This is a genomic window from Leclercia sp. M-A074-M (assembly GCF_965195605.1).
In the GTDB taxonomy this organism is placed as follows: Bacteria; Pseudomonadota; Gammaproteobacteria; order Enterobacterales; family Enterobacteriaceae; genus Enterobacter.
Map to the genome: position 1 here is coordinate 266,436 of NZ_CBDAHM010000005.1, position 20,797 is coordinate 287,232.

19 protein-coding genes are annotated in these 20,797 nt (G+C 55.7%); 10 read left to right on the plus strand and 9 right to left on the minus strand.

Annotated features, from left to right (window positions below):
* Positions 1-141 precede the first annotated feature (141 nt).
* The 5 genes from nudF to parE are packed head-to-tail and all read left to right on the plus strand — an operon-like array spanning position 142 to position 4,551.
* On the plus strand, positions 142-774 hold the full coding sequence (nudF, locus tag ACOKCT_RS13030) for an ADP-ribose diphosphatase (RefSeq protein ID WP_159339938.1): 633 nt from the start codon (positions 142-144) through the stop codon (positions 772-774).
* Positions 771-1,193 (plus strand): DUF1249 family protein, encoded by a 423-nt coding sequence (locus tag ACOKCT_RS13035; RefSeq protein WP_003862516.1) that lies wholly within the window; start codon positions 771-773, stop codon positions 1,191-1,193. The genes nudF and ACOKCT_RS13035 overlap by 4 nt, the downstream gene beginning before the upstream one ends.
* 28 nt (positions 1,194-1,221) lie before the next feature.
* Positions 1,222-2,049: a 3',5'-cyclic-AMP phosphodiesterase gene (cpdA, locus tag ACOKCT_RS13040; RefSeq protein WP_420193540.1), complete on the plus strand. Its 828-nt coding sequence runs from the start codon at positions 1,222-1,224 to the stop codon at positions 2,047-2,049.
* Positions 2,049-2,630: an esterase YqiA gene (gene yqiA, locus ACOKCT_RS13045; protein WP_103176986.1), complete on the plus strand. Its 582-nt coding sequence runs from the start codon at positions 2,049-2,051 to the stop codon at positions 2,628-2,630. The genes cpdA and yqiA overlap by 1 nt, the downstream gene beginning before the upstream one ends.
* Before the next feature lie 28 nt (positions 2,631-2,658).
* Entirely contained in the window at positions 2,659-4,551 is a 1,893-nt protein-coding gene (gene parE / locus ACOKCT_RS13050) for a DNA topoisomerase IV subunit B (protein WP_103176985.1), read from the plus strand.
* Positions 4,552-4,707: 156 nt separating this feature from the next.
* Here the strand turns inward: parE and ACOKCT_RS13055 are convergent, their stop codons facing one another.
* Genes ACOKCT_RS13055 through ACOKCT_RS13070 form a run of 4 tightly spaced genes read right to left on the minus strand, consistent with a single transcriptional unit; the run spans position 4,708 to position 10,915 of the window.
* Positions 4,708-7,854 carry a CusA/CzcA family heavy metal efflux RND transporter gene (locus ACOKCT_RS13055; protein WP_325941814.1) on the minus strand — a complete coding sequence of 1,049 codons (3,147 nt, stop codon included), beginning with the start codon at positions 7,852-7,854 and terminating at the stop codon, positions 4,708-4,710.
* Positions 7,847-9,109, minus strand: a complete 1,263-nt coding sequence (locus ACOKCT_RS13060; protein ID WP_420193541.1) for an efflux RND transporter periplasmic adaptor subunit — start codon at positions 9,107-9,109, stop codon at positions 7,847-7,849. The genes ACOKCT_RS13055 and ACOKCT_RS13060 overlap by 8 nt, the downstream gene beginning before the upstream one ends.
* 40 nt (positions 9,110-9,149) lie before the next feature.
* The gene (gene cusF / locus ACOKCT_RS13065; RefSeq protein WP_420193542.1) at positions 9,150-9,500 is read right to left on the minus strand and encodes a cation efflux system protein CusF; all 351 of its coding nucleotides are present in this window, start codon (positions 9,498-9,500) and stop codon (positions 9,150-9,152) included.
* 29 nt (positions 9,501-9,529) lie between these two features.
* Positions 9,530-10,915, minus strand: a complete 1,386-nt coding sequence (locus ACOKCT_RS13070; protein WP_103176981.1) for a Cu(I)/Ag(I) efflux RND transporter outer membrane protein — start codon at positions 10,913-10,915, stop codon at positions 9,530-9,532.
* Positions 10,916-11,099: 184 nt separating this feature from the next.
* Between ACOKCT_RS13070 and ACOKCT_RS13075 the strand changes: the two genes are divergently transcribed.
* Both ACOKCT_RS13075 and ACOKCT_RS13080 read left to right on the plus strand, forming a co-directional pair.
* A complete protein-coding gene (locus ACOKCT_RS13075) occupies positions 11,100-11,783 on the plus strand; it encodes a copper/silver response regulator transcription factor (RefSeq protein WP_103176980.1) in 684 nt (227 codons plus the stop codon).
* Positions 11,773-13,245: a Cu(+)/Ag(+) sensor histidine kinase gene (locus ACOKCT_RS13080; RefSeq protein ID WP_420193543.1), complete on the plus strand. Its 1,473-nt coding sequence runs from the start codon at positions 11,773-11,775 to the stop codon at positions 13,243-13,245. The genes ACOKCT_RS13075 and ACOKCT_RS13080 overlap by 11 nt, the downstream gene beginning before the upstream one ends.
* 71 nt (positions 13,246-13,316) lie before the next feature.
* Here ACOKCT_RS13080 and ACOKCT_RS13085 read toward each other — a convergent pair whose 3' ends face one another.
* Positions 13,317-14,156 (minus strand): AraC family transcriptional regulator, encoded by an 840-nt coding sequence (locus ACOKCT_RS13085; RefSeq protein WP_103176978.1) that lies wholly within the window; start codon positions 14,154-14,156, stop codon positions 13,317-13,319.
* A 166-nt stretch (positions 14,157-14,322) separates the two neighbouring features.
* Here ACOKCT_RS13085 and ACOKCT_RS13090 point away from each other — a divergent pair, with 166 nt between their 5' ends.
* The 3 genes from ACOKCT_RS13090 to ACOKCT_RS13100 are packed head-to-tail and all read left to right on the plus strand — an operon-like array spanning position 14,323 to position 18,623.
* Positions 14,323-16,131 (plus strand): DUF2264 domain-containing protein, encoded by a 1,809-nt coding sequence (locus tag ACOKCT_RS13090; RefSeq protein ID WP_420193544.1) that lies wholly within the window; start codon positions 14,323-14,325, stop codon positions 16,129-16,131.
* 31 nt (positions 16,132-16,162) lie between these two features.
* On the plus strand, positions 16,163-17,407 hold the full coding sequence (locus ACOKCT_RS13095; RefSeq protein WP_197431824.1) for an oligosaccharide MFS transporter: 1,245 nt from the start codon (positions 16,163-16,165) through the stop codon (positions 17,405-17,407).
* 28 nt (positions 17,408-17,435) lie between these two features.
* Positions 17,436-18,623, plus strand: a complete 1,188-nt coding sequence (locus ACOKCT_RS13100) for a glycoside hydrolase family 88 protein (RefSeq protein ID WP_103176975.1) — start codon at positions 17,436-17,438, stop codon at positions 18,621-18,623.
* A 21-nt stretch (positions 18,624-18,644) separates the two neighbouring features.
* Here ACOKCT_RS13100 and ACOKCT_RS13105 read toward each other — a convergent pair whose 3' ends face one another.
* The 4 genes from ACOKCT_RS13105 to ACOKCT_RS13120 all read right to left on the minus strand — a co-directional run bounded on the left by ACOKCT_RS13105 (position 18,645) and on the right by ACOKCT_RS13120 (position 20,755).
* Positions 18,645-19,175 (minus strand): hypothetical protein, encoded by a 531-nt coding sequence (locus tag ACOKCT_RS13105; protein ID WP_371816533.1) that lies wholly within the window; start codon positions 19,173-19,175, stop codon positions 18,645-18,647.
* A gap of 20 nt (positions 19,176-19,195) precedes the next feature.
* Complete coding sequence (lysM, locus tag ACOKCT_RS13110) at positions 19,196-19,636, minus strand: peptidoglycan-binding protein LysM (RefSeq protein ID WP_103176973.1); 441 nt, start codon at positions 19,634-19,636, stop codon at positions 19,196-19,198.
* A gap of 193 nt (positions 19,637-19,829) precedes the next feature.
* Positions 19,830-20,144 (minus strand): putative quinol monooxygenase, encoded by a 315-nt coding sequence (locus tag ACOKCT_RS13115; protein WP_032614615.1) that lies wholly within the window; start codon positions 20,142-20,144, stop codon positions 19,830-19,832.
* Positions 20,145-20,173: 29 nt separating this feature from the next.
* Complete coding sequence (locus ACOKCT_RS13120; RefSeq protein ID WP_420193545.1) at positions 20,174-20,755, minus strand: NAD(P)H-dependent oxidoreductase; 582 nt, start codon at positions 20,753-20,755, stop codon at positions 20,174-20,176.
* Positions 20,756-20,797 lie beyond the last annotated feature (42 nt).

Here is a 20,797-nt window from a genome sequence, read left to right on the forward strand (position 1 = left end):
AGCAGACTTCGCCACTGCAAAAGGTTGGCGTTCCGTGCCATGCGGCAGTAACTTGCACCAATTTACCATACTGTTGTAGAAACCGCATTTTAGCAGAATTGAATTTCACCTTAACGCCACCATTTATACCAGGATGCAAACATGGATAAACCAGAGAAGTTGCCAGTGACTTTTACAAAAAACGATGTAGAAATTATTGCACGAGAAACGCTCTACAGCGGATTTTTTTCACTGGAATTATACCGTTTTCGCCATCGTCTGTTTAACGGCGAAATGAGTGGCGAAGTGCGGCGCGAAATTTTTGAGCGCGGGCATGCTGCAGTCTTGCTACCCTTTGACCCAGTGCGTGATGAAGTGGTACTGGTAGAGCAGATTCGCATTGCCGCGCTGGATACCAGCGAAAGCCCGTGGCTGCTGGAGATGGTAGCCGGGATGGTTGAAGCAGGCGAGACCCCGGATGAGGTCGCCCGTCGCGAGGCGATGGAAGAGGCCGGGCTGATGGTTGGGCGTACAAAACCGATTTCGAATTATCTGGCAAGCCCTGGCGGCACCAGCGAGCGTTTATCGGTTCTGGTAGGCGAAGTGGACGCCACGACCGCGCAAGGGATTCACGGTCTGGTTGATGAAAACGAAGATATTCGTGTTCATGTGGTAAGTCGGGAGCAGGCTTATCAATGGGTAGAAGAGGGGAAAATCGACAACGCGGCGTCTGTCATCGCTTTGCAATGGCTACAGCTGCACTATCAGGAATTAAGAAACGAGTGGAAAAAATGAAGCGTTATACACCTGACTTCCCTGAAATGATGCGCCTGTGCGAAACCAACTTCGCCCAGTTGCGCCGTTTGCTGCCGCGTAATGACGCGCCCGGCGAAACAGTGAGCTATCAGGTGAGCAACGCGCAGTATCGGTTAACGATTACGGAATCAACCCGTTACACTACGCTGGTGGAGATTGAACAAACGGCACCTTCCATCAGCTACTGGAGCCTGCCGTCGATGACGGTGCGGCTGTACCATGACGCGATGGTCGCTGAAGTGTGTTCAAGTCAGCAGATCTTCCGCTTCAAAGCGCGTTATGATTACCCAAATAAAAAGTTGCATCAACGTGACGAAAAGCATCAAATTAATCAGTTTCTGGCTGATTGGCTAAGATACTGTTTAGCACATGGAGCGATGGCGATTCCGGTTTGTTAGCGTCGTGAAACCTACCTAAGGACACCATTTGGAAAGCCTGTTGAACCTGACTGTTGCTGGTGGGGCGCCAGTCAGGGTATTACAAATTACCGATACTCACCTGTTTGCCAATAAGCATGAAACCCTGTTAGGTGTGAATACCTGGGAGAGTTATCAGGCTGTTCTGGAAGCCATTCATGGCCAGAAGCGCGAATGCGATTTGATAGTCGCAACGGGCGATTTGGCGCAGGACCAAACCGCCGCGGCTTATCAGCATTTCGCTGAAGGTACCGCGAGCTTTCACGCGCCCTGCGTCTGGTTACCGGGAAACCACGATTTTCAACCTGCGATGTACAGCGCACTTCAGGATTCAGGCATTTCGCCCGCTAAACGGGTCTACGCCGGCGACCACTGGCAGATTCTGCTGCTCGACAGCCAGGTCTTCGGCGTGCCGCACGGTGAGCTGAGCGATTTTCAGCTGGAGTGGCTGGAAGGGAAACTGGCGGCTGAGCCGGAGCGCAACACCCTGCTTTTACTGCATCATCATCCGCTGCCGGCAGGATGTAGCTGGCTCGATCAGCACAGTCTGCGCAACTCCGCCGCCCTGGATCAGGTGCTGGAAAAATTCCCGCGGGTGAAGCACTTGCTCTGCGGGCATATCCATCAGGAGCAGGATCTCGACTGGAACGGTCGTCGCCTGCTGGCTACGCCTTCTACCTGCGTGCAGTTCAAACCGCATTGCGCGAACTTCACGTTAGATACCATTGCGCCAGGCTGGCGCTGGCTGGAACTGCATGCCGACGGCTCGTTGACCACCGAAGTCTGCCGCCTGGAAGGCACCCGGTTCCGCCCGGATACCGCTTCAGAAGGCTACTGATGTCTGCGCTCCTTTATCTGCACGGGTTCAACAGCTCCCCGCGCTCGGCAAAAGCGACGCTGTTTCGCCAATGGCTGGAGGTTCATCATCCCGACGTCGAGATGATCGTCCCGCAATTGCCGCCGTACCCGGCTGACGCTGCCGAGATGCTGGAGACCATCGTCATGGCGCACGGCGGCGAGCCTTTCGGTGTGGTGGGCTCTTCCCTTGGTGGCTACTACGCCACCTGGCTCTCTCAGTGCTTTATGCTGCCCGCCGTGGTGGTGAACCCAGCGGTGCGGCCTTTTGAGCTGCTGGTGGGCTATCTTGGGCACAACGAGAACCCCTACACCGGACAGCAATATGTGCTAGAGTCTCGCCATATTTACGACCTCAAAGTGATGCAGATTGATCCGCTGGAAGCGCCAGATCTTATCTGGCTGCTGCAACAGACGGGTGATGAAGTGCTGGATTACCGCCAGGCAGTGGCGTATTACGCCTCCTGCCGCCAGACTGTAGAAGAGGGTGGCAACCACGCTTTCACGGGCTTTGAGGATCATTTCACCCAGATTGTCGATTTTCTCGGTCTGCACAGCCTCTGACAATCGCTGCGAATTGCTAGTTTAAATCATGACGCAAACCTATAACGCTGATGCCATTGAGGTACTCACCGGGCTTGAGCCGGTTCGCCGCCGTCCGGGGATGTATACCGATACCACGCGCCCAAACCATCTGGGCCAGGAAGTAATTGATAACAGCGTCGACGAAGCGCTGGCGGGTCATGCCAGACGCGTTGACGTTATTCTGCATGCCGACCAGTCGCTGGAAGTGATCGACGACGGGCGCGGCATGCCTGTCGATATCCACCCGGAAGAGGGTGTGCCGGCGGTTGAACTGATCCTCTGCCGCCTGCACGCGGGCGGTAAGTTCTCCAATAAAAATTACCAGTTCTCAGGCGGTCTGCACGGAGTAGGTATCTCCGTGGTGAACGCCCTGTCCAAACGCGTTGAAGTGACCGTTAAGCGCGACGGCCAGGTCTACAACATCGCCTTTGAGAACGGCGATAAAGTGCAGGATTTGCAGGTGATCGGTACCTGCGCGAAACGCAATACCGGTACCAGCGTCCACTTCTGGCCGGACGAGAGCTTCTTCGACAGCCCGCGTTTCTCGGTCTCACGCTTAACGCACATCCTGAAAGCGAAAGCGGTGCTCTGCCCTGGGGTAGAAATTACCTTCAAGGATGAGGTCAACAACAGCGAGCAGCGCTGGTGCTACCAGGATGGTCTGAATGATTACCTGGGCGAAGCGGTTAACGGCCTGCCAACCCTGCCGGAAAAACCGTTTATCGGTAATTTTGCCGGTGATACGGAAGCGGTGGACTGGGCGCTGCTGTGGCTGCCGGAAGGCGGCGAGCTGCTGACTGAAAGCTACGTTAACCTGATCCCGACCATGCAGGGCGGCACGCACGTGAACGGCCTGCGCCAGGGGCTGCTGGACGCGATGCGTGAGTTCTGCGAATACCGCAACATCCTGCCGCGCGGCGTGAAGCTGTCGGCGGAAGATATCTGGGAGCGCTGCGCCTACGTCCTCTCCGTGAAGATGCAGGATCCGCAGTTTGCCGGTCAGACTAAAGAGCGGCTCTCTTCACGCCAGTGCGCGGCGTTTGTCTCCGGCGTGGTGAAAGATGCCTTCAGCCTGTGGCTGAACCAGAACGTGCAGGCCGCAGAAATGCTGGCCGAAATGGCGATCTCCAGCGCCCAGCGCCGTCTGCGCGCGGCGAAGAAAGTGGTGCGTAAAAAGCTCACCAGCGGCCCTGCGCTGCCGGGCAAGCTGGCGGACTGTACCGCACAGGATCTGAACCGCACCGAGCTGTTCCTCGTGGAAGGGGACTCTGCGGGTGGGTCGGCCAAGCAGGCGCGCGACCGTGAATATCAGGCGATCATGCCGCTGAAGGGTAAGATCCTTAACACCTGGGAAGTCTCTTCCGATGAGGTGCTGGCGTCCCAGGAGGTGCATGACATCTCGGTGGCGATCGGTATTGATCCGGACAGCGAAGATCTCAGCCAGCTGCGTTACGGCAAGATCTGTATCCTTGCGGATGCGGACTCCGATGGTCTGCACATCGCCACCCTGCTGTGCGCGCTCTTTGTGAAGCATTTCCGCACGCTGGTGAAAAACGGCCATGTCTATGTGGCGCTGCCGCCGTTGTACCGTATCGATCTCGGTAAAGAGGTCTATTACGCCCTGACGGAAGAAGAGAAAGCGGGCGTGCTAGAGCAGCTTAAACGCAAGAAGGGCAAACCTAACGTGCAGCGCTTTAAAGGGCTGGGCGAGATGAACCCGTTGCAGCTGCGTGAAACCACGCTCGATCCGAATACCCGCCGTCTGGTGCAGCTCACCATCAGCGATGAAGATGAGCAGCAGACCACTGCGGTGATGGATATGCTGCTGGCCAAGAAGCGCTCGGAAGACCGCCGCAACTGGCTGCAGGAGAAGGGCGACCTGGCAGATATCGAGGGTTGATGGCATTACCGTGCTGACCTCACTGCGGATGCAGATCGCTGCTCAGAGCCTCTCCCGTAGCGATCGCTGACCAGCGAGTTCTCTTTTCATAAGGCCTTTATCCGCCGCGTTAGCTGCTGAATAACGCAAACGGGTAAAGGCCCAGGAAAAGTCTTTCTAAACGCGGGCGCGACGGTGCCTGTGCAGCCACATCAATTTATAGGCCGCCGGAATAATAAACAGCGACAGCAGTGGTGCCGTGATCATGCCACCAATCATCGGGGCAGCAATCCGGCTCATCACTTCCGAGCCTGCGCCAGCGCCCCATAAAATGGGCAGCAAACCGGCAAGGATCACCGCGACCGTCATCGCTTTAGGCCGCACACGCAGAACCGCCCCCTGATACAGCGCAGCGTCCAGTTTTACAGTACTGAAGGTGCGTGGATCGTCCAGAGATGGATCGGCCTCGATGGCATGGCGCAGATACATCAACATTACTACCCCAAATTCCGCGGCTACCCCGGCCAGCGCAATAAAGCCAGTACCGGTGGCTACCGACATGTGAAACCCCATCCATAACAGGAACCAGAACCCGCCCACCAGGGCAAAGGGGACGCTGGTAATGATCAGTAACGCTTCACCAACGCGACGAAATGCCAGATACAGCAGCACAAAGATGATGAGTAATGTCATCGGCACCATCAATTTCAGCTTCTGGCTGGCGCGCTCAAGGTATTCAAACTGCCCGGAGAAGGTTACGCTGATGCCGGGTTTTAACTGCACATTTTCAGCAATCGCCTGCTTCAGGTCGTTAACTACTGATAACAGGTCACGATCGCGGGCATCAATATAAATCCAGCCTGTGGGACGCGCGTTTTCTGTTTTGAGCATCGACGCGCCTGTTGAGACCGTTACGTCTGCGACATCCCCAAGGGTGATTTGCTGTTTCATCGGGGTCAGGATGGGCAACTGACGCAGCTGTTCCGGGCTATTGCGATAGCGTTGGGGATAGCGAAGGTTCACAGGATAGCGTTCAATGCCCTCCACCGTTTCGCCAATCATGGCCCCACCGACGGCGGAGGTAATAAACAGCTGCACGTCGGCTGGGGTCATACCGTAGCGCGCCGCTCTGTCGCGCTGGATCTCCACGTTGATATAGCGCCCGCCAGCCAGACGCTCTGCCAGAGCCGAGGTGACCCCCGGCACGGTTCTGGCCACCCCTTCAATCTGCTCTGCTGTGGCGTCGATATCGGCCAGAACCCTACCGGAGACTTTGATGCCAATAGGGCTTTTTATCCCGGTCGAGAGCATATCAATGCGGTTACGGATGGGCGGTACCCAGAGGTTTGCCAGCCCCGGCAGGCGCACCGTTTTATCCAGCTCGGCCACGATCTTGTCCATCGTCATACCTGGTCGCCACTGATCTTCAGGTTTCAGCTGAATGGTTGTTTCCACCATCTCCAGCGGTGCCGGGTCGGTTGCCGTTTCCGCTTTTCCGGTTTTGCCAAAAACGCGCGCAACTTCCGGCACGGTCATGATCAGTTTATCGGTAGTTTGCAACATCGCCGCCGCTTGCGCAGCGGAAATGCCCGGCAGGGTAGAGGGCATATACAACAGATCGCCTTCATTAATTTGCGGCAGAAACTCCCCCCCGATCTTATTGAGCGGCCAGATGACGGTCAAAACCGACAGCACCGCCACCAGTAAGGTCGTTTTCGGCCAGCGCAGCACTTTGAGCAACAGGGGGTGATACAGGCGGATCAACAGGCGGTTCAATGGATTACTGGTTTCCGCCGGGATCTTGCCTCTGATCCACAATCCCATCAGGATCGGGATCACCATGATCGCTAATAGGGCAGCCCCCGCCATCGACCAGGTTTTGGTAAAAGCCAGCGGTCCGAACAGGCGTCCCTCCTGGCCTTCCAGGGTAAAGATCGGAATGAAGGACAAAGTGATAATCAACAGGCTGATAAACAGCGCCGGTCCAACCTCAACGGACGCCTGGGTGATCACCTGCCAGCGTGTGTCGTTGCGTAGCTTCTGGCCCGGATGCTGGTGTTGCCACTCTTCCAGGCGCTTATGGGCATTTTCGATCATCACGATAGCGGCATCCACCATCGCGCCAACGGCAATGGCAATGCCGCCAAGGGACATGATATTGGCGTTAATTCCCTGAAAACGCATGATGATAAAGGCGAAGCACAGGCCAAGCGGCAGTGAAATAATCGCCACCAGCGCGGAGCGCAAATGCCAGAGAAACAGGGCGCAGACCAGGGCAACCACAATGAACTCTTCCAGCAGTTTATGGCTCAGGTTACCGACGGCCCGGTCAATAAGCTGGCTGCGGTCGTAAGTGGTGACAATCTCCACCCCTTCCGGCAGGCTTTGCTTTAACGTCTCCAGCTTATTTTTGACCGCGGAGATCACCTCCCGGGCATTTTTACCGGAACGCAGGATCACCACGCCCCCGGCCACTTCTCCTTCGCCATTAAGCTCAGCGATACCCCGGCGCATCTCCGGTCCAGTCTGCACCCGCGCCACGTCACGCAGATAAATCGGTACACCGTTGACGCCAGCTTTTAGTACGATGGTATTGAAATCATCCAGCGTTTGCAGGTAGCCGCTGGCCCGGATCATATACTCGGCTTCAGAGAGCTCGACAGAGGCACCCCCCGCCTCCTGATTGGAGGCATTCACTGCGGCTTTCACCTCCGCCAGACTGATGCCGAACTGGGTTAGTTTCTGAGGATCGACCACGATCTGGTACGCTTTAACCACGCCTCCCACCGACGCCACTTCGGCAACATCCGGGAGAGTTTTCAGCTCATATTTCAGGAACCAGTCCTGTAAAGAGCGCAGTTCAGCCAGATCGTGTTTGCCGCTGCGATCCACCAGCGCATACTCAAAGATCCAGCCTACGCCGGTGGCATCCGGACCCATTTCTGCCGTTACGCCCGCGGGCAGTTTGCCCTGGACCTGGTTGAGGTATTCCAGCACCCGGGAGCGCGCCCAGTACCGATCGGTACCCTCTTCAAAAATGACATACACATACGAATCACCAAACTGCGAAAAGCCGCGCACCGTTTTTGCGCCTGGCACAGAGAGCATGGTGGTGGTGATTGGGTAGGTGACCTGATTTTCTACCAGTTGCGGAGCCTGGCCCGGATACTGGGTTTTTACGATCACCTGTACGTCAGAGAGATCCGGCAAGGCATCAACCGGGGTGTGGAGGATTGTCCAGGTACCCCAGATGCTGAGAAACGCTACGCCCATTAACATCAGAAAACGGTTAGCCACCGAACGGCGAATAATCCATTCAATCATTTGCTTTCCCTTCGTGCGAATGGCCGGTGGTACGCATTCTCTCCAGCGCGCCTGTGATGTTTGCCTCTGAATCGATCAGGAACAGGCCGCTCGACACGACCTTTTCACCCTCTGTAAGTCCGGTACGAATGGCGGTGATACCCTGGGATTCATGGAACACTTCAACCAATTTCGGGACAAAGCGCCCCTCGCTATTAACGGTAATAACCCGTTGCTCATCACCGCTGTCGATTAACGCGGTGGAAGGAATTAACAGCATGGGCTGACTTTGGCTGTTGAGTTTTAACCAGGCATTCATACCCGGTTTCAGGGTCTCGTCCGGGTTATCCACCTCCAGGCGCAGCTGGAGCGTGCGGGTTGCCGCATCCACACTCGGCAGCAGCGACCATTTCTTCACGGAGAGCGTTTTATCCGGCCATGCCGGCACAGAATACGTGAACTGTGATGTATCGTTAATCAGCCAGGCGATGGATTCTGGCACTGAGGCTGTGATCCACACCGGGTCCATACCCTGGATTTTGGCGACTACGTTGTCTTTAGCGATGTTCATCCCGCTGCGCAGATCAAATGCGGTAATCACCCCGTCAATAGGCGCTTTCAACGTGAAGCGGGTCTGAATTTTGCGGCTGGAGATGAGACGCCGTACAGCCTCGTCCGGCATACCCGCCAGCCGCAGGCGCTCAAGGATCCCTTCAGTTTGAGTACCTGTCCCGCCAGTCTCCTGCAGGAGTAAATATTCACTCTGTGCTTCAACCCAGTCCGGGATAGTCATGTCCACCAGCGGCATCCCTTTGCGCACTTTGTCCCCCACGGTCAGGGGATAGACTTTCTCAATAAAGCCCGCTGAGCGTGCCTGCAGGATAGCAAACTGATATTCGTTGTAGCTGACATTGGCCGGGAAGGTCCGCTGATACTGCAACGGCCCCTGGCGAACCGACTCCACCTTTACGCCGAGGTTTTGTGTCTGGGTCGGGTCGATGCGAATGCCAGGGGCAGGGGTTTCCCCTCCCTCTTCATCGGCATACTTCGCCACCAGATCCATATCCATAAAGGGTGACTTGCCTGGTTTATCAAAGCGGGTGTTGGGGTACATCGGGTCATACCAGAACAGCACTTGCCGGTGCTGCTCTGTGGCGGGAGCTTCCGTGGTCGAATGCGCAGCTGAAATAGAGAAAGCAATGCCCGCGGTAATGCTCCCGCCCAGGATCGCGCCACCGACAATAAGTGCTGTGTTTTTAATGTTGAAAGGCATCATAGTTATTCCATTCACGCTCAGTGCACCGTATCTGGCGAAATTAATCCTGGGTGTGGATATCCTGTAATAACGAGATGTTGCCCTGCTGCACAAAGGTAAATTTAACCTTGTCGCCCGGTTTAATATCCTGCAGGTGCGTCGTGGGGGTCAGGGTGAAACGCATCGTCATTGCTGGCCAGTTCAATGCCGCGACAGGTCCGTGGGCGATGGTTATCTTTTTTTCTTGCATATCAATATGTTTGACTTCTCCTGTGGCGTTGACCACCGGATGTTGCTCTGCCGTTGCCGCGGTGGGCTGCATGTTTGCCATGTCATGCCTGTCGCTGGCGTGCGCGCTGAACAGGGTCGCGGAACAGAGGCCGAAAAAGAGTGCGGTAGAGAGCGTTTTCATCGTGATAATTCCTGAGTGAAGTAAGGGGGTTATTCAATCCAGCCGCCGCCGAGAGCGGTGAATAACGTAATTTCGTTTACCTGACGGGCGTAGTTAAGGTCGAGTAAGGTCTGCCGGGTGGTAAACAGGGCGCGTTCGGCATCCAGCACTTCGATATAGCTGACCGCGCCATGCTGATAGAGGCCTCTGGCGCGCTGTTGGGTTATCTGCAGCGAGGTGAGATAGCGCTGCTGCGCCGCAATCTGATCGCTAATGTGCTGGCGTAATGCCAGCGCATCCGCAACCTGTTTAAAGGCGGTCTGGATCTTATTTTCATAATTCACTACCGACTGTTGCTGACGAATTTCAGCCAGGCTGAGGTTCGACTGATTACGTCCGGCATTAAACAGAGGCAGCTCGATTTTGGGGATAAAATTCCACATCCCACTGCCCGCAGAAAACAGGCTGGATAACTCGGTACTGCTGCTGGATAACGCGCTGGTGAGAGTGATGGACGGGAAAAAAGCGGCGCGGGCGGCACCGATATTGGCATTGGCCGCCAGCAGTTCGTGTTCAGCCTGCATGATATCCGGGCGCTGCAATAAAATGTTTGAGGAGAGATTTGGCGGTAATACTACGCCATTATTTGCAATATCCTCGCGATAGCCATTCTTCGGCAGCGGGTTCCAGGTACCCAGCAGCAGATGCAGGGCGTTATCGGCCTGCACCAGCTCCCCTTGCCGCCTGGCGATATCGCTGCGGGTGCTCTCTATGACGCCACGCGCCTGCTCCAGTGCCAGCACACTGGTGCTGCCTGTCAGCAGTTGCTTCTCAACAAAGGTATAAGCACGCTCATAGTTGGCTAACGTCTCCTGGGCCACCTGGAGCTGGGCCCAGGCCCGCTGCTGATTGAAATAGGCCTGCGATACATTCGAGATAAGTAAAATATGTACCGCCCGATGAGCTTCGGCGCTGGCAAGATACGCCTGACGCTCAGCTTCACTCAGATTTTTTAAGCGGCCAAAGAAATCCAGATCGAAGCTAAGGTTGAGGCCTGCTTCATAGTCCCCCGTGGTCGATGCATTCCCGTCCACTCTCCCGCTCACTGTTTTACGGCCATCCATCGTCAGTTGCGCAAAACGGTCGGCATCCGTTACGCCGTATTGCGCCTGGGCTTCCTCTACTTTCAACGCCGCCATTCGCAAATCGCGGTTATTTACCAGCGCTTCGTCTATCAGAGCCTTGACGTGCGGATCGACAAAAAAGGCCCCCCAGCCGCTATCCCGGTAACCCGGCGTTGTAGCCACTAATGCATTCTGGCTGAGCGAGAATTGCGACGGCACCGGGGCGGACGGGCGCTGATATTCCGGTGCCAGCGAAAGACAGCCGGTCAGAATAAAACTTACGCTGAGCGTCATTAATTGAAATTTACGCATAGGTTTTCTCGCCCGGGCGGATCCTTAAAGGGGGTAGTTCAACGACGGGTACTTTACGTTCCGGACTCTGTTTGACGGGTGACAGGAAAATGACAAAGCTGTCATTAAGCGGAATATGCCTTTGCTATCGAATCCGGGATGCCTAAAATCTCAGGCTCGCAGCGCAGGGCAGGGAGAGAACGTCATGAAAATTCTGATCGTCGAAGACGAGAAAAAAACCGGCGAGTATTTGACTAAGGGGCTGAAAGAGGCCGGGTTTATTGTCGATCTGGCAGACAACGGCCTGAACGGTTTTCATCTGGCAATGACCGCAGATTACGATCTGTTGATCCTCGACATTATGCTGCCGGATGTGAACGGCTGGGATATTGTCAGGATGCTGCGCACGGCCAACAAAGGGATGCCCATTCTCCTGCTCACCGCGCTGGGCACCATTGAACATCGGGTCAAAGGGCTTGAGCTGGGCGCTGATGATTATCTGATTAAGCCTTTTGCCTTTGCCGAACTGCTGGCCCGGGTAAAGACGTTACTCCGTCGTGGCGCGGCGGTGATGGTCGAAAGCCAGTTTCAGGTAGCCGATCTGACCCTCGATCTGGTCAGCCGTAAGGTAACGCGCAACGGAACGCGCATCACGCTGACCAGCAAGGAGTTTACCTTGCTGGAGTTCTTCATTCGTCATCAGGGCGAAGTATTGCCCCGGTCGCTGATTGCATCTCAGGTCTGGGACATGAATTTTGACAGCGATACCAATGCCATCGACGTGGCGGTGAAAAGGTTGCGGGGCAAGATTGATAACGATTTTGAACCACGGCTCATCCAGACCGTGCGCGGTGTAGGCTATATGCTTGAGGTGCCAGATGATCTTTAGGCGCTCCCCCCGGCCTTTTTCGTTGGCCACGCGGCTCACGTTCTTTATCAGCCTCGCCACCATTGCCTCTTTTTTTGTCTTCACCTGGGTAATGATCCACTCCGTAAAGGCACATTTCGAAGAGCGCGATATTCATGATTTGAAGCAGATAGGCTTCACCCTCGAAACGGTACTGAGCCATCAGGAGGAGCCGGAAAAAGAGCGGCTGGAAATCCTGCAAAATGTCGTGGCAGGCTTCGCCAATATCTCTGTTTTGCTGCTGGATAGGGATAATCGTCCGGTTTTTCAGTCCTCAACCGGACCCGATTTGAACACCCTTCTCAACGATCCCGCCCCTGGCAGAGATTTGCGTGCCGGACATGTGCTCTTATGGCGTGATCCCGCCCCGCACCAGGGAATGGCTGATAGTGCGCAGGCGCAGCACAGCGCCTGGCGTATAATTATGCTACCCATCGGCAAAAAAGCAGATGGCACGCCCGCCTATAATTTACTGATGGCGCTATCGATCAATTTTCATCTGCATTATATCAATGACCTCAAAAACAAGCTGATGATAATGGCGTCGATAATCAGCATTATCGTGATCTTTATTGTGCTGTTTGCCGTCTATCAGGGGCATAAACCTATCCGCAGTTTAAGTCAGCAGATCAAAAATATTAGCTCGGCCGATCTCGGTGTCCGCTTAAATAACCAAAATGTGCCCATTGAGCTGGAAAGGCTGGTGATCTCTTTTAACCATATGATTGAGCGTATAGAAGATGTCTTTAACCGGCAGTCCAATTTTTCTGCCGATATTGCTCATGAAATGCGTACCCCGATCACTAATCTTGTCACGCAAACCGAAATAGCTCTCAGCCAGCCACGTAACGTGAAAGAGCTGGAGGAAGTGCTCTACTCCAGCCTGGAGGAGTTTTCACGCATGTCGAAAATGGTCAGCGATATGCTATTTCTCGCCCAGGCAGATAATAACCAGCTGATCCCGGAAAAAGAGAAGCTGGATCTGGCGACGGAGATCGCCACGGTTTTCGACTTCTTTGAAGCTCTGGCCGAGGAACGCGAAGTAGCGCTAAGCCTGGAGGGGCAGGCCACCCCGGTGGAGGGCGATCCGCTGATGCTGCGTCGGGCAATAAGCAACTTACTGTCAAACGCCATCCGTTATACCCCACGCGGGAGCACCATTACCGTTCACCTGCGCTCAGGGGAAGGGGAAGTGCATATTAGTGTGGAAAACCCGGGCACGCCTATAGCGCCTGTGCATTTATCCCGGCTGTTCGATCGCTTTTATCGGGTCGATCCCTCTCGTCAGCGAAAAGATGAAAACAGCAGCGGCATCGGTCTGGCGATCGTTACATCCATTATTACTGCCCATAATGGACGGGTATCCGTTGAGTCAGATAAAACCTCGACGCGCTTTATTCTGATGCTGCCTGCTCAGTCAGGGGCCATTAATCCGCCGTTATGATGAACAGGAAAAGTATCACTATGCTGTCATTTTTTCAGAGATGAATGAACATGAGCGCGCAGCCGTGTGTCTCAGGGCTGCAGATGATTCTTCCGGTACTGTAAGGGCGTCTCTCCGATCCCCTTTTTAAACGCGCTGATAAAGTAGGTCACGTCTGAAAACCCCACCCGCGCGGCAATCTCCCGCACGCTGGCGTCTGAATGCAGCAGGCTCTCACAGGCTTTGCGTAATCGTAACGTATTCAGGTAATCGTGAATTTTCTCTCCCGTCTCCGCATGGAATTTCCGTGATACGTAGCTGCGGGATTTACCCAGCTCGTCTGCCAGCGCATCAAGACTGAACTTATGCTGGTAGTGCTCATCCAGCCAGAACATTACCTGGCTGGCGATACCGTGGCTGTTGCCGGGCTGGCCTTCGTCATCGTGCGGCAGCATGGCGAACAGGCTAATCAGCAGGCTGGCGATGCGCTCGCCGTTCAACGGCGGCGGGTAGCAGCTGAAGAGATGATCGATATGGCTGTGGCAGTGGGCCATGTCCGCTACCCAGGCTTCTCCTCCCCGTTGGGACAGCTTCTGGAGTCGCTGTTGGGTCTGGGGAAAATCACGCAGGGCTTTCATTACCGCATGCTGATCGAGATGAATAATGGTCCGGCGGTAGTTCGCTTCGGCCTGGGGGTCGACCATCACCTTGTGCAGGGTAAAGGGGGGAAAGAAAAACAGCCTCCCCGGGCGCATGGTGTAGTGGCGGTTATCGACAATCGCCACGCCAAAGCCCTCTTCGACATAGAGGATCTCCAGACACTGATGCCAGTGGTGATAGCGCACGGTGTTGGCGAACAGACGACTGAACGACACGAGGGTATCGTTCAGGGTGATGAGCTCAAGGTGTTCCGGCGTAGGTGTCTCGCGCATAGTGCAATAAAACTCAACTTTTCCCTTTTCTTTCCTCTTTATAAACCACCATTTTAAATTTCCTCAACTGCGGGTTTATTCATCTCTCACTCCTGTGACCCGGCTAACATTTCTGCACCTTGTTGATTAACTATGCTTTGCCGCAGTTGATTGCGAGGACAAGCGTATGTGCGCGGCAAATAAAGAAAAATCAAATCCGTTGTCATCCCGCCAGGATCTGGTGGCGGCCCTGAACATGTGGCTTGCGGCGGTAGATAATCAGTTTCCGGCGGGGAGTTCGCGGTTTTCACTGGGCGATACCTGCGCGCACTACGCCCGGGATGTGGCGCAGATGGAGGGGCTCTCCCGTGTCTTATGGGGGCTGTTTCCGTTGATGGCCGCAGGCGACAGTACGCCGTTCAGCGATAAATATATCGCCGCCATTAAGCAGGGCACCGATCCGCAAAGCGCAGGCTACTGGGGCGAAGCCGGGCCTTATGACCAGCGTCTGGTGGAGATGGCGGCCTATGGCCTCGGGCTGGCGCTCCTACAGGACAAACTTACTGAACTGTTTAGCGAACGTGAGCTGATGAATCTGCACGCCTGGCTGAACCAGATCACCGACGCGACGATGCCGGACAGCAACTGGAACTACTTCGCCATCATGGTCCAGCTTGGCTTTAAGCGCGCCGGACTGCCCTACGACCAGCAGGCCATCGATCGCCGCTTCGCCATGATGGAGACCTACTATCTGGGGGACGGCTGGTACTCCGACGGTCCGGGACGGCCAAAGGACTACTACATCTCAATGGCGTTTCACTTTTACGGTTTGCTCTACGCCACCCTGAGCGGTGATGAGGCGAGGGCAGAGGTGCTGCGCCAGCGTTCGCGCCTGTTCGCGGAAGATTTTATCTATATGTCCGCTGCCGACGGCGCCTCGGTGCCCTTTGGCCGCAGCCTGACCTACCGCTTCGCGATGGTCGCCTTCTGGAGTGCGGTGGCTTTTTCCGGGCTGGAGGTGTTCACGCCGGGGATTGTGAAAGGGATCATCCTCCGTCATCTGCGCTGGTGGCAGCAACAGCCGATGACCGATCGCGACGGGATCCTGACGCTGGGTTTCGCCTACCCGAACCTGGCGATGTGCGAGGACTATAACTCCCCCGGCTCGCCTTACTGGGCGCTGAAAACCTACCTGATTCTGGCCCTGCCGGAGAGCCATCCGTTCTGGCAGGCAGAAGAGCAGCCATTACCTGCGCTTGCCGAAAAGCGCCTCATTCCCCATGCCCAGCAGATCCTGATGCAGGCGGATCACGTCACCATGCTCACCGCCGGACAGCTGGAGCTGAACAACTATGTGAACACCGAGGCGAAATACACCAAATTTGCCTACTCCAGCCGCTTTGGGTTCACCATCGAGCGCGGACGCTTCGGCATCAAGCATGCTGCCTGCGACTCCATGCTGCTGCTGGCCGATGGTGATAACTACTTCCGCGGACGCCGCGAATGCGAGGCGGTCCGCGTCGACGAGAACTTCATCTTTTCGCGCTGGTCGCCGTGGCACGACGTCCACATTGAGAGCTGGCTGGTGCCGTTTGGCGAGTGGCATCTGCGCCTGCACCGCATCAACAGCGCCCGCACGTTGCAGACGGTGGAGGGCGGTTTTGCGGTAATGAAAACCGACCATCAGCTTATCGGGCGCGGCAGTTATCTGAATGCCGCGAACGGCAGCAGCGTCATTGTCGATCTGTCGCCTGTCATCAGCCGTCAGCCTGACAGCGTGGTGACGCCACCCAACAGCAGCATCATGTTTGCCGAATGCGCCGCCATTCCGGTGCTGACCACCACTCTCCCGCAGGGGGAGAGCTGGCTATGCAGTGCGGTATACGCCTCCGGGAAAGCGCGTGCAGAGGCAAACACACCACAACTGAAAATAGAAGATAACCGGGTCGTTATTTGCGCGCCCGGAAGCGAACGTAAGCTGTCGTTCATTTTATAAGAGCCTTACCCTGGATATCGGCGAGGATGGTATGAGCAACAAAACTGAATATTACAAAATCAGCAGTTTTATCTTTCTCTATTTCTTTACCTGGTCGGCCAGTATTGGTTTGCTGGCGATCTGGCTCGGGCAAAAAGCCAACCTGAGCGGCTCGGTGATCGGCACCGTATTTGCGGTAAATGGTGTCTTCTCCGTTATTCTGAAACCGATCTATGGCTATATTCTGGATAAGATCGGCATGAGCAAATACCTGCTCTATTTTGTGGTGGCGATGTCCGCCCTGATGGCGCCGTTCTTTATTTATGTCTATCAGCCGCTGTTAATGTCCAACACCATGCTGGGGATTATTATCGGCGCGCTCTATTTAAGTTTCGCCTGGTATGCGGGCGTCGCGGCGTGCGAATCCTATTCCGACCGTTTCAGCCGTCTGAACGGCATGGAATTTGGTCAGATCCGTATGTGGGGATCGCTCGGCTGGGCGGTGGCATCGTCGTTCTCCGGCCTGCTGTTTAACCTCTCTCCTGCGTACAACTTCATTATGGGCAGCGTGGCGTCGGTCATTATGCTGATTGTCCTCCTGAGCCTGAAGGTGAACACCAACTCGGCCCATGCCGGTGAGGTGCTGACCAAAGAGAAAATCGTTCCGGCGGATGTTTACGCCCTGCTGCGCAGCCGCAAATTCTGGGCCTTCTGCCTGTACGTGGCGGGCGTGGCGTGGATGATGTTTATCGCCGAGCAGCAGTTCTCGCGCTATTTCGTCACCTTCTTTGATGACGTGCATCAGGGCAACGCGGTCTTTGGCTATCTGGGCACCGTGCAGTCGGGGATGGAATTTGTCATGTATATGGTCATCCCGCTGTTCGTGAATTTTATTGGCGCCAAGCGTGGGTTATTGATTGTCGGTCTGATTGTCGGGGCGCGCCTGATTATTTCCGGGATCTGCGATTCGCACCTGCTTATTTCGGTTCTCAAGCCGCTGTACGGTCTGGAGATCTGCCTCCTGCTGGTGTCGGTCTTTAAATATATCGCCGAGCATTTCGATAAACGCGTGAACGCCACCATGTATCTGCTGGGCTATCAGGCAATGCTCTACGTCGGTAATGTCGTGGTCTCTTCCCCTGCGGGTTATATGTATGACCGCATCGGCTTTGAGCAGACCTATATCATCATGGGCGCTACGGCGCTGACCTTTACCCTTATTTCCGCCTTCACGTTATCCGCCTGCCAGAGCAAATGGCGCGGCGCAAAAACGCTGAACGTTGCTGAACATCACTAATTTACGTCGTCAAAGAAGGAATCGAATTATGTTAAGTCGTATCACCGAGGAACGTCTGGCCGATATTCCCGTGCCCGTGGATGAACGCGCCTTTAGCGATGAATTAATCTCGGCACGCAGCCATATCCTCGACCTGATTAGCCGTCATTTAACGGAATTCGGTGACAAATTCCCGGCAGAAACCTGCAAAGAGGGGTTTTATCCCCTGACCGATAACGTCGAGTGGACCACCAGCTTCTGGACCGGGCAGCTGTGGCTGGCGTGGGAGATGAGCGGGGACGAGAAATTCCGTGAGATGGCCCAAAAACACACGCGCTCGTTTGGCCTGCGCATTGCCGGGCGCAGCGACACCAACACCCACGATCTCGGCTTCCTCTACACGCTCTCCTGCGTGGCGGACTGGCGGCTGACCGGCAGTCGCGAGGCGCGCGGCTTCTCGCTGCTGGCGGCAGAAGCTTTGCTGGAGCGCTTCCACGAGAAGGCGAAGATCATCCAGGCGTGGGGCGATCTGGCCGACCCGGAACAGGCTGGCCGGATGATCATCGACTGCAACATGAACCTGCCGCTGCTCTACTGGGCGACGGAGCAGACCGGCGATCCGCGCTTTGCCGAGGCCGCTAAAGCCCATGTGATGCAGGCCGCAACGTACCTTATCCGTGACGATGCCTCCACCTTCCACACCTACTATATGGATGTGGTCACCGGCGCGCCGCGCTACGGTAATACCCAGCAGGGCTATGCGGACGACTCCTGCTGGTCGCGGGGCCAGGCGTGGGGGATTTACGGCTTTCTGCTGAGCTATATCTATACCGGCGACGAGACGATGATCGCCCTGTCAAAACGGCTGGCAAACTACTTCCTCAACCGCCTGCCGGAGGATTACGTCTGCCACTGGGATCTGGCGCTGGTGGGCACCGACGCGCTGCGTGATTCATCGTCAGCGGCGATTGCGGTATGCGGCCTGCTGGAGCTGGTGAAGCACCTGCCGGTGACTGACCCGGATCGCGAGCGCTATCTGGCGTGGGCGAAAGGGATCATGTCCTCGCTGACCAGGCACTACCTGATGGGAAAAGAGGAGAAGGGCAACGGCGTGCTGAAACACTCTGTGTATCACCTCGCCAGCAATAAAGGCGTGGACGAGTGCGCCAGTTGGGGGGATTACTTCTACGTCGAAGCGCTGGTGCGCTTTACCCAGAGCTGGAAACTGTACTGGTAAGAAAACGCTGGGGTGGCGTTGTTACCACCCCAGCACTTCAGTGATTACCCGCCGGTAGGGGGTGTCGATTTGGGCTGGCACCTGGTCAAAATAGTCCCGCGCGTGCTGGCGGGCCTCGCCGCTCAGGCTATCCAGATAGACAATCGCTTCGTCCACGGTAGGCACCCGCCCCTCCAGTGAGGCGCTTCTCGGTGGCAGCCCGGTCCAGATCACCGCCTCGATGCCTCTCTCGGCCGCCCATTTAGCAAGCAGGCCGGTGTGGCGCTCTCCAGTCAGCAACGAACCGATACCGTCACAACGTTCCTCAGGGATCCCTTCGCGCTCGCGCAGGGCCTGACAGGCAACGTTCAGGGTTTCCGCGTTGAGCCACGCCCAGAGCACGGGAACGGCAGGTGCGTTCATGCAGAGGGCGGTGGCGAGCTCGCCGCCATCGCTGATCCGACAAAATTCAACGGGGAGCGATGGCCCGTCAGTTTTCCACTCCCCGGCGACGGGGAGTGGGCCGCTTTTCCATATCAACGAGCCCCAGCCCAGACAGGCTATCTTCATCATCTTCCCTCGGTGCGGTGCTATCAGGCTTCTGGAATACGCAGCGTCTGGCCGGGATAAATTTTATCGGGGCTGGAGAGCATAGGGCGGTTGGCTTCGAAGATTTTGTTGTACTGCGACGCATCGCCATACACCGTTTTGGAGATAGCGCTCAGCGTATCACCCGATTTGACCGTATAGTAGGTGGCTTCTTGTTGGGTGTCGGTGGCGGTGATGCTGTTTTCCACCTCGCTGACGCCCGCGATGTTCCCCACCGCGACCTGGATTTTTTCCTTCTGCTCCTGGGTGAGTCCGTCACCCGTCACCACGGCCTTACCGTCGTTGACGTTGACCTGCACTTTGTCGGCGCCCGGTATGTTGAGTTTTTTAAGGTGTTCAGTCACCTTATCGCTCTGACCTTTGTGATCGGTCAGGTTATCCCACAGCTTTTCACCTGCCTCTTTAACGAAGTTAAAAATACCCATTCCTTCCTCCAGATAACAATGAAATCAGAAGTAAGCATAGCAGGTGCGTTTTGAGGTGATAAAAAAAGCCCGGAAACGCTATGCGTACCGGGCCTGAGATTCGGTGCTGTTGGTATTGCCGGGCGGCACTTCGTTTGCCCGGCCTACGGTTTTGTAGGCCCGGTAAGCGTAGCGCCACCGGGCAAAACAGGGGTTAAACCCCGTTCTCCAGAATACGGATATGCGTTTCCAGAACGTCACCCTTCACCGCCTCGCTCCACGCTTTCATGTGCGGAGTCTGCAGATGCGCTTCAAGGTGCGCGACGGTTTCCCACAGCTCAACCATCACGATGGAGTCGGGGGCGGTGGTCTGGAAGCTGACACCCGCGGCGGTGTCCACCATCGGCGCGTAGCCGTGGCAGCCGGCTTCTTCTAAAACGGTCGGGATAATTTTAGCGAACTGATCCAGCACCGCCTGACGGTGATGTTGGCCAGGACGGGTACGAATTTCAGCAATAACGGTAAGCATGGTCATTTCTCCTGATAACATGCAACCAGTTAAGCAAAAATTTCAGCCAGATGCTTGCGATATTCTGCGATATAGCGTGGCACGTCCGGCATTTTGATCACGTCGTTGGTGATAAAGGTCGGCAGCGCCTCCATTCCCATGAACTGGTTGGCTTTGTGGAACGGCAGATAAACACCGTCCACGCCCACGCCGTGGAAGAACTGATCTTCTTCGGTGAAGGCTTCTATCGGGGCGTTCCAGGTGAGGGAAAGCATGTACTTTTTCCCCTGAATCAGACCGCCGGAGCCATATTTTTTCGAGGCATCTGAACGGGTGCGGCCATCGCTGGCATACAGCGCGCCGTGGCCTTCGGTAAAGACATCGTCCATGTACTTTTTCACGGTCCACGGCGCGCCCATCCACCAGCCAGGCATCTGCCAGATCACCACGTCAGCCCAGAGGAAGTTCTGCACTTCGGCCTGGATATCGTACTCGCCGTCGGTGCGCACGACTTTAACATCATGCCCGGCGTCGCGCAGGAAGCCGTCCGCGACCTCGGTCAGGGTGTCATTCAGTTGGCCATTGGAGTGGGCGAATTTTTTTGCGCCGTTGATAATTAAGATATTGCTCATTAAGTTGTCCTCAGAGTAGCGAGTCTGAGGGCTATTCTACGC

What these genes read in the sequence shown, in the direction of transcription:
- ACOKCT_RS13070 (WP_103176981.1), bottom strand. Translation starts at nt 10,915, where the DNA reads ATGCGTAAATTTCAATTAATGACGCTCAGCGTAAGTTTTATTCTGACC.
- ACOKCT_RS13075 (WP_103176980.1), top strand. Translation starts at nt 11,100, where the DNA reads ATGAAAATTCTGATCGTCGAAGACGAGAAAAAAACCGGCGAGTATTTG.
- ACOKCT_RS13115 (WP_032614615.1), bottom strand. Translation starts at nt 20,144, where the DNA reads ATGCTTACCGTTATTGCTGAAATTCGTACCCGTCCTGGCCAACATCAC.
- ACOKCT_RS13085 (WP_103176978.1), bottom strand. Translation starts at nt 14,156, where the DNA reads ATGCGCGAGACACCTACGCCGGAACACCTTGAGCTCATCACCCTGAAC.
- ACOKCT_RS13090 (WP_420193544.1), top strand. Translation starts at nt 14,323, where the DNA reads ATGTGCGCGGCAAATAAAGAAAAATCAAATCCGTTGTCATCCCGCCAG.
- ACOKCT_RS13120 (WP_420193545.1), bottom strand. Translation starts at nt 20,755, where the DNA reads ATGAGCAATATCTTAATTATCAACGGCGCAAAAAAATTCGCCCACTCC.
- ACOKCT_RS13105 (WP_371816533.1), bottom strand. Translation starts at nt 19,175, where the DNA reads ATGATGAAGATAGCCTGTCTGGGCTGGGGCTCGTTGATATGGAAAAGC.
- ACOKCT_RS13095 (WP_197431824.1), top strand. Translation starts at nt 16,163, where the DNA reads ATGAGCAACAAAACTGAATATTACAAAATCAGCAGTTTTATCTTTCTC.
- yqiA (WP_103176986.1), top strand. Translation starts at nt 2,049, where the DNA reads ATGTCTGCGCTCCTTTATCTGCACGGGTTCAACAGCTCCCCGCGCTCG.
- lysM (WP_103176973.1), bottom strand. Translation starts at nt 19,636, where the DNA reads ATGGGTATTTTTAACTTCGTTAAAGAGGCAGGTGAAAAGCTGTGGGAT.
- ACOKCT_RS13035 (WP_003862516.1), top strand. Translation starts at nt 771, where the DNA reads ATGAAGCGTTATACACCTGACTTCCCTGAAATGATGCGCCTGTGCGAA.
- parE (WP_103176985.1), top strand. Translation starts at nt 2,659, where the DNA reads ATGACGCAAACCTATAACGCTGATGCCATTGAGGTACTCACCGGGCTT.
- ACOKCT_RS13060 (WP_420193541.1), bottom strand. Translation starts at nt 9,109, where the DNA reads ATGATGCCTTTCAACATTAAAAACACAGCACTTATTGTCGGTGGCGCG.
- ACOKCT_RS13100 (WP_103176975.1), top strand. Translation starts at nt 17,436, where the DNA reads ATGTTAAGTCGTATCACCGAGGAACGTCTGGCCGATATTCCCGTGCCC.
- ACOKCT_RS13055 (WP_325941814.1), bottom strand. Translation starts at nt 7,854, where the DNA reads ATGATTGAATGGATTATTCGCCGTTCGGTGGCTAACCGTTTTCTGATG.
- cusF (WP_420193542.1), bottom strand. Translation starts at nt 9,500, where the DNA reads ATGAAAACGCTCTCTACCGCACTCTTTTTCGGCCTCTGTTCCGCGACC.
- nudF (WP_159339938.1), top strand. Translation starts at nt 142, where the DNA reads ATGGATAAACCAGAGAAGTTGCCAGTGACTTTTACAAAAAACGATGTA.
- ACOKCT_RS13080 (WP_420193543.1), top strand. Translation starts at nt 11,773, where the DNA reads ATGATCTTTAGGCGCTCCCCCCGGCCTTTTTCGTTGGCCACGCGGCTC.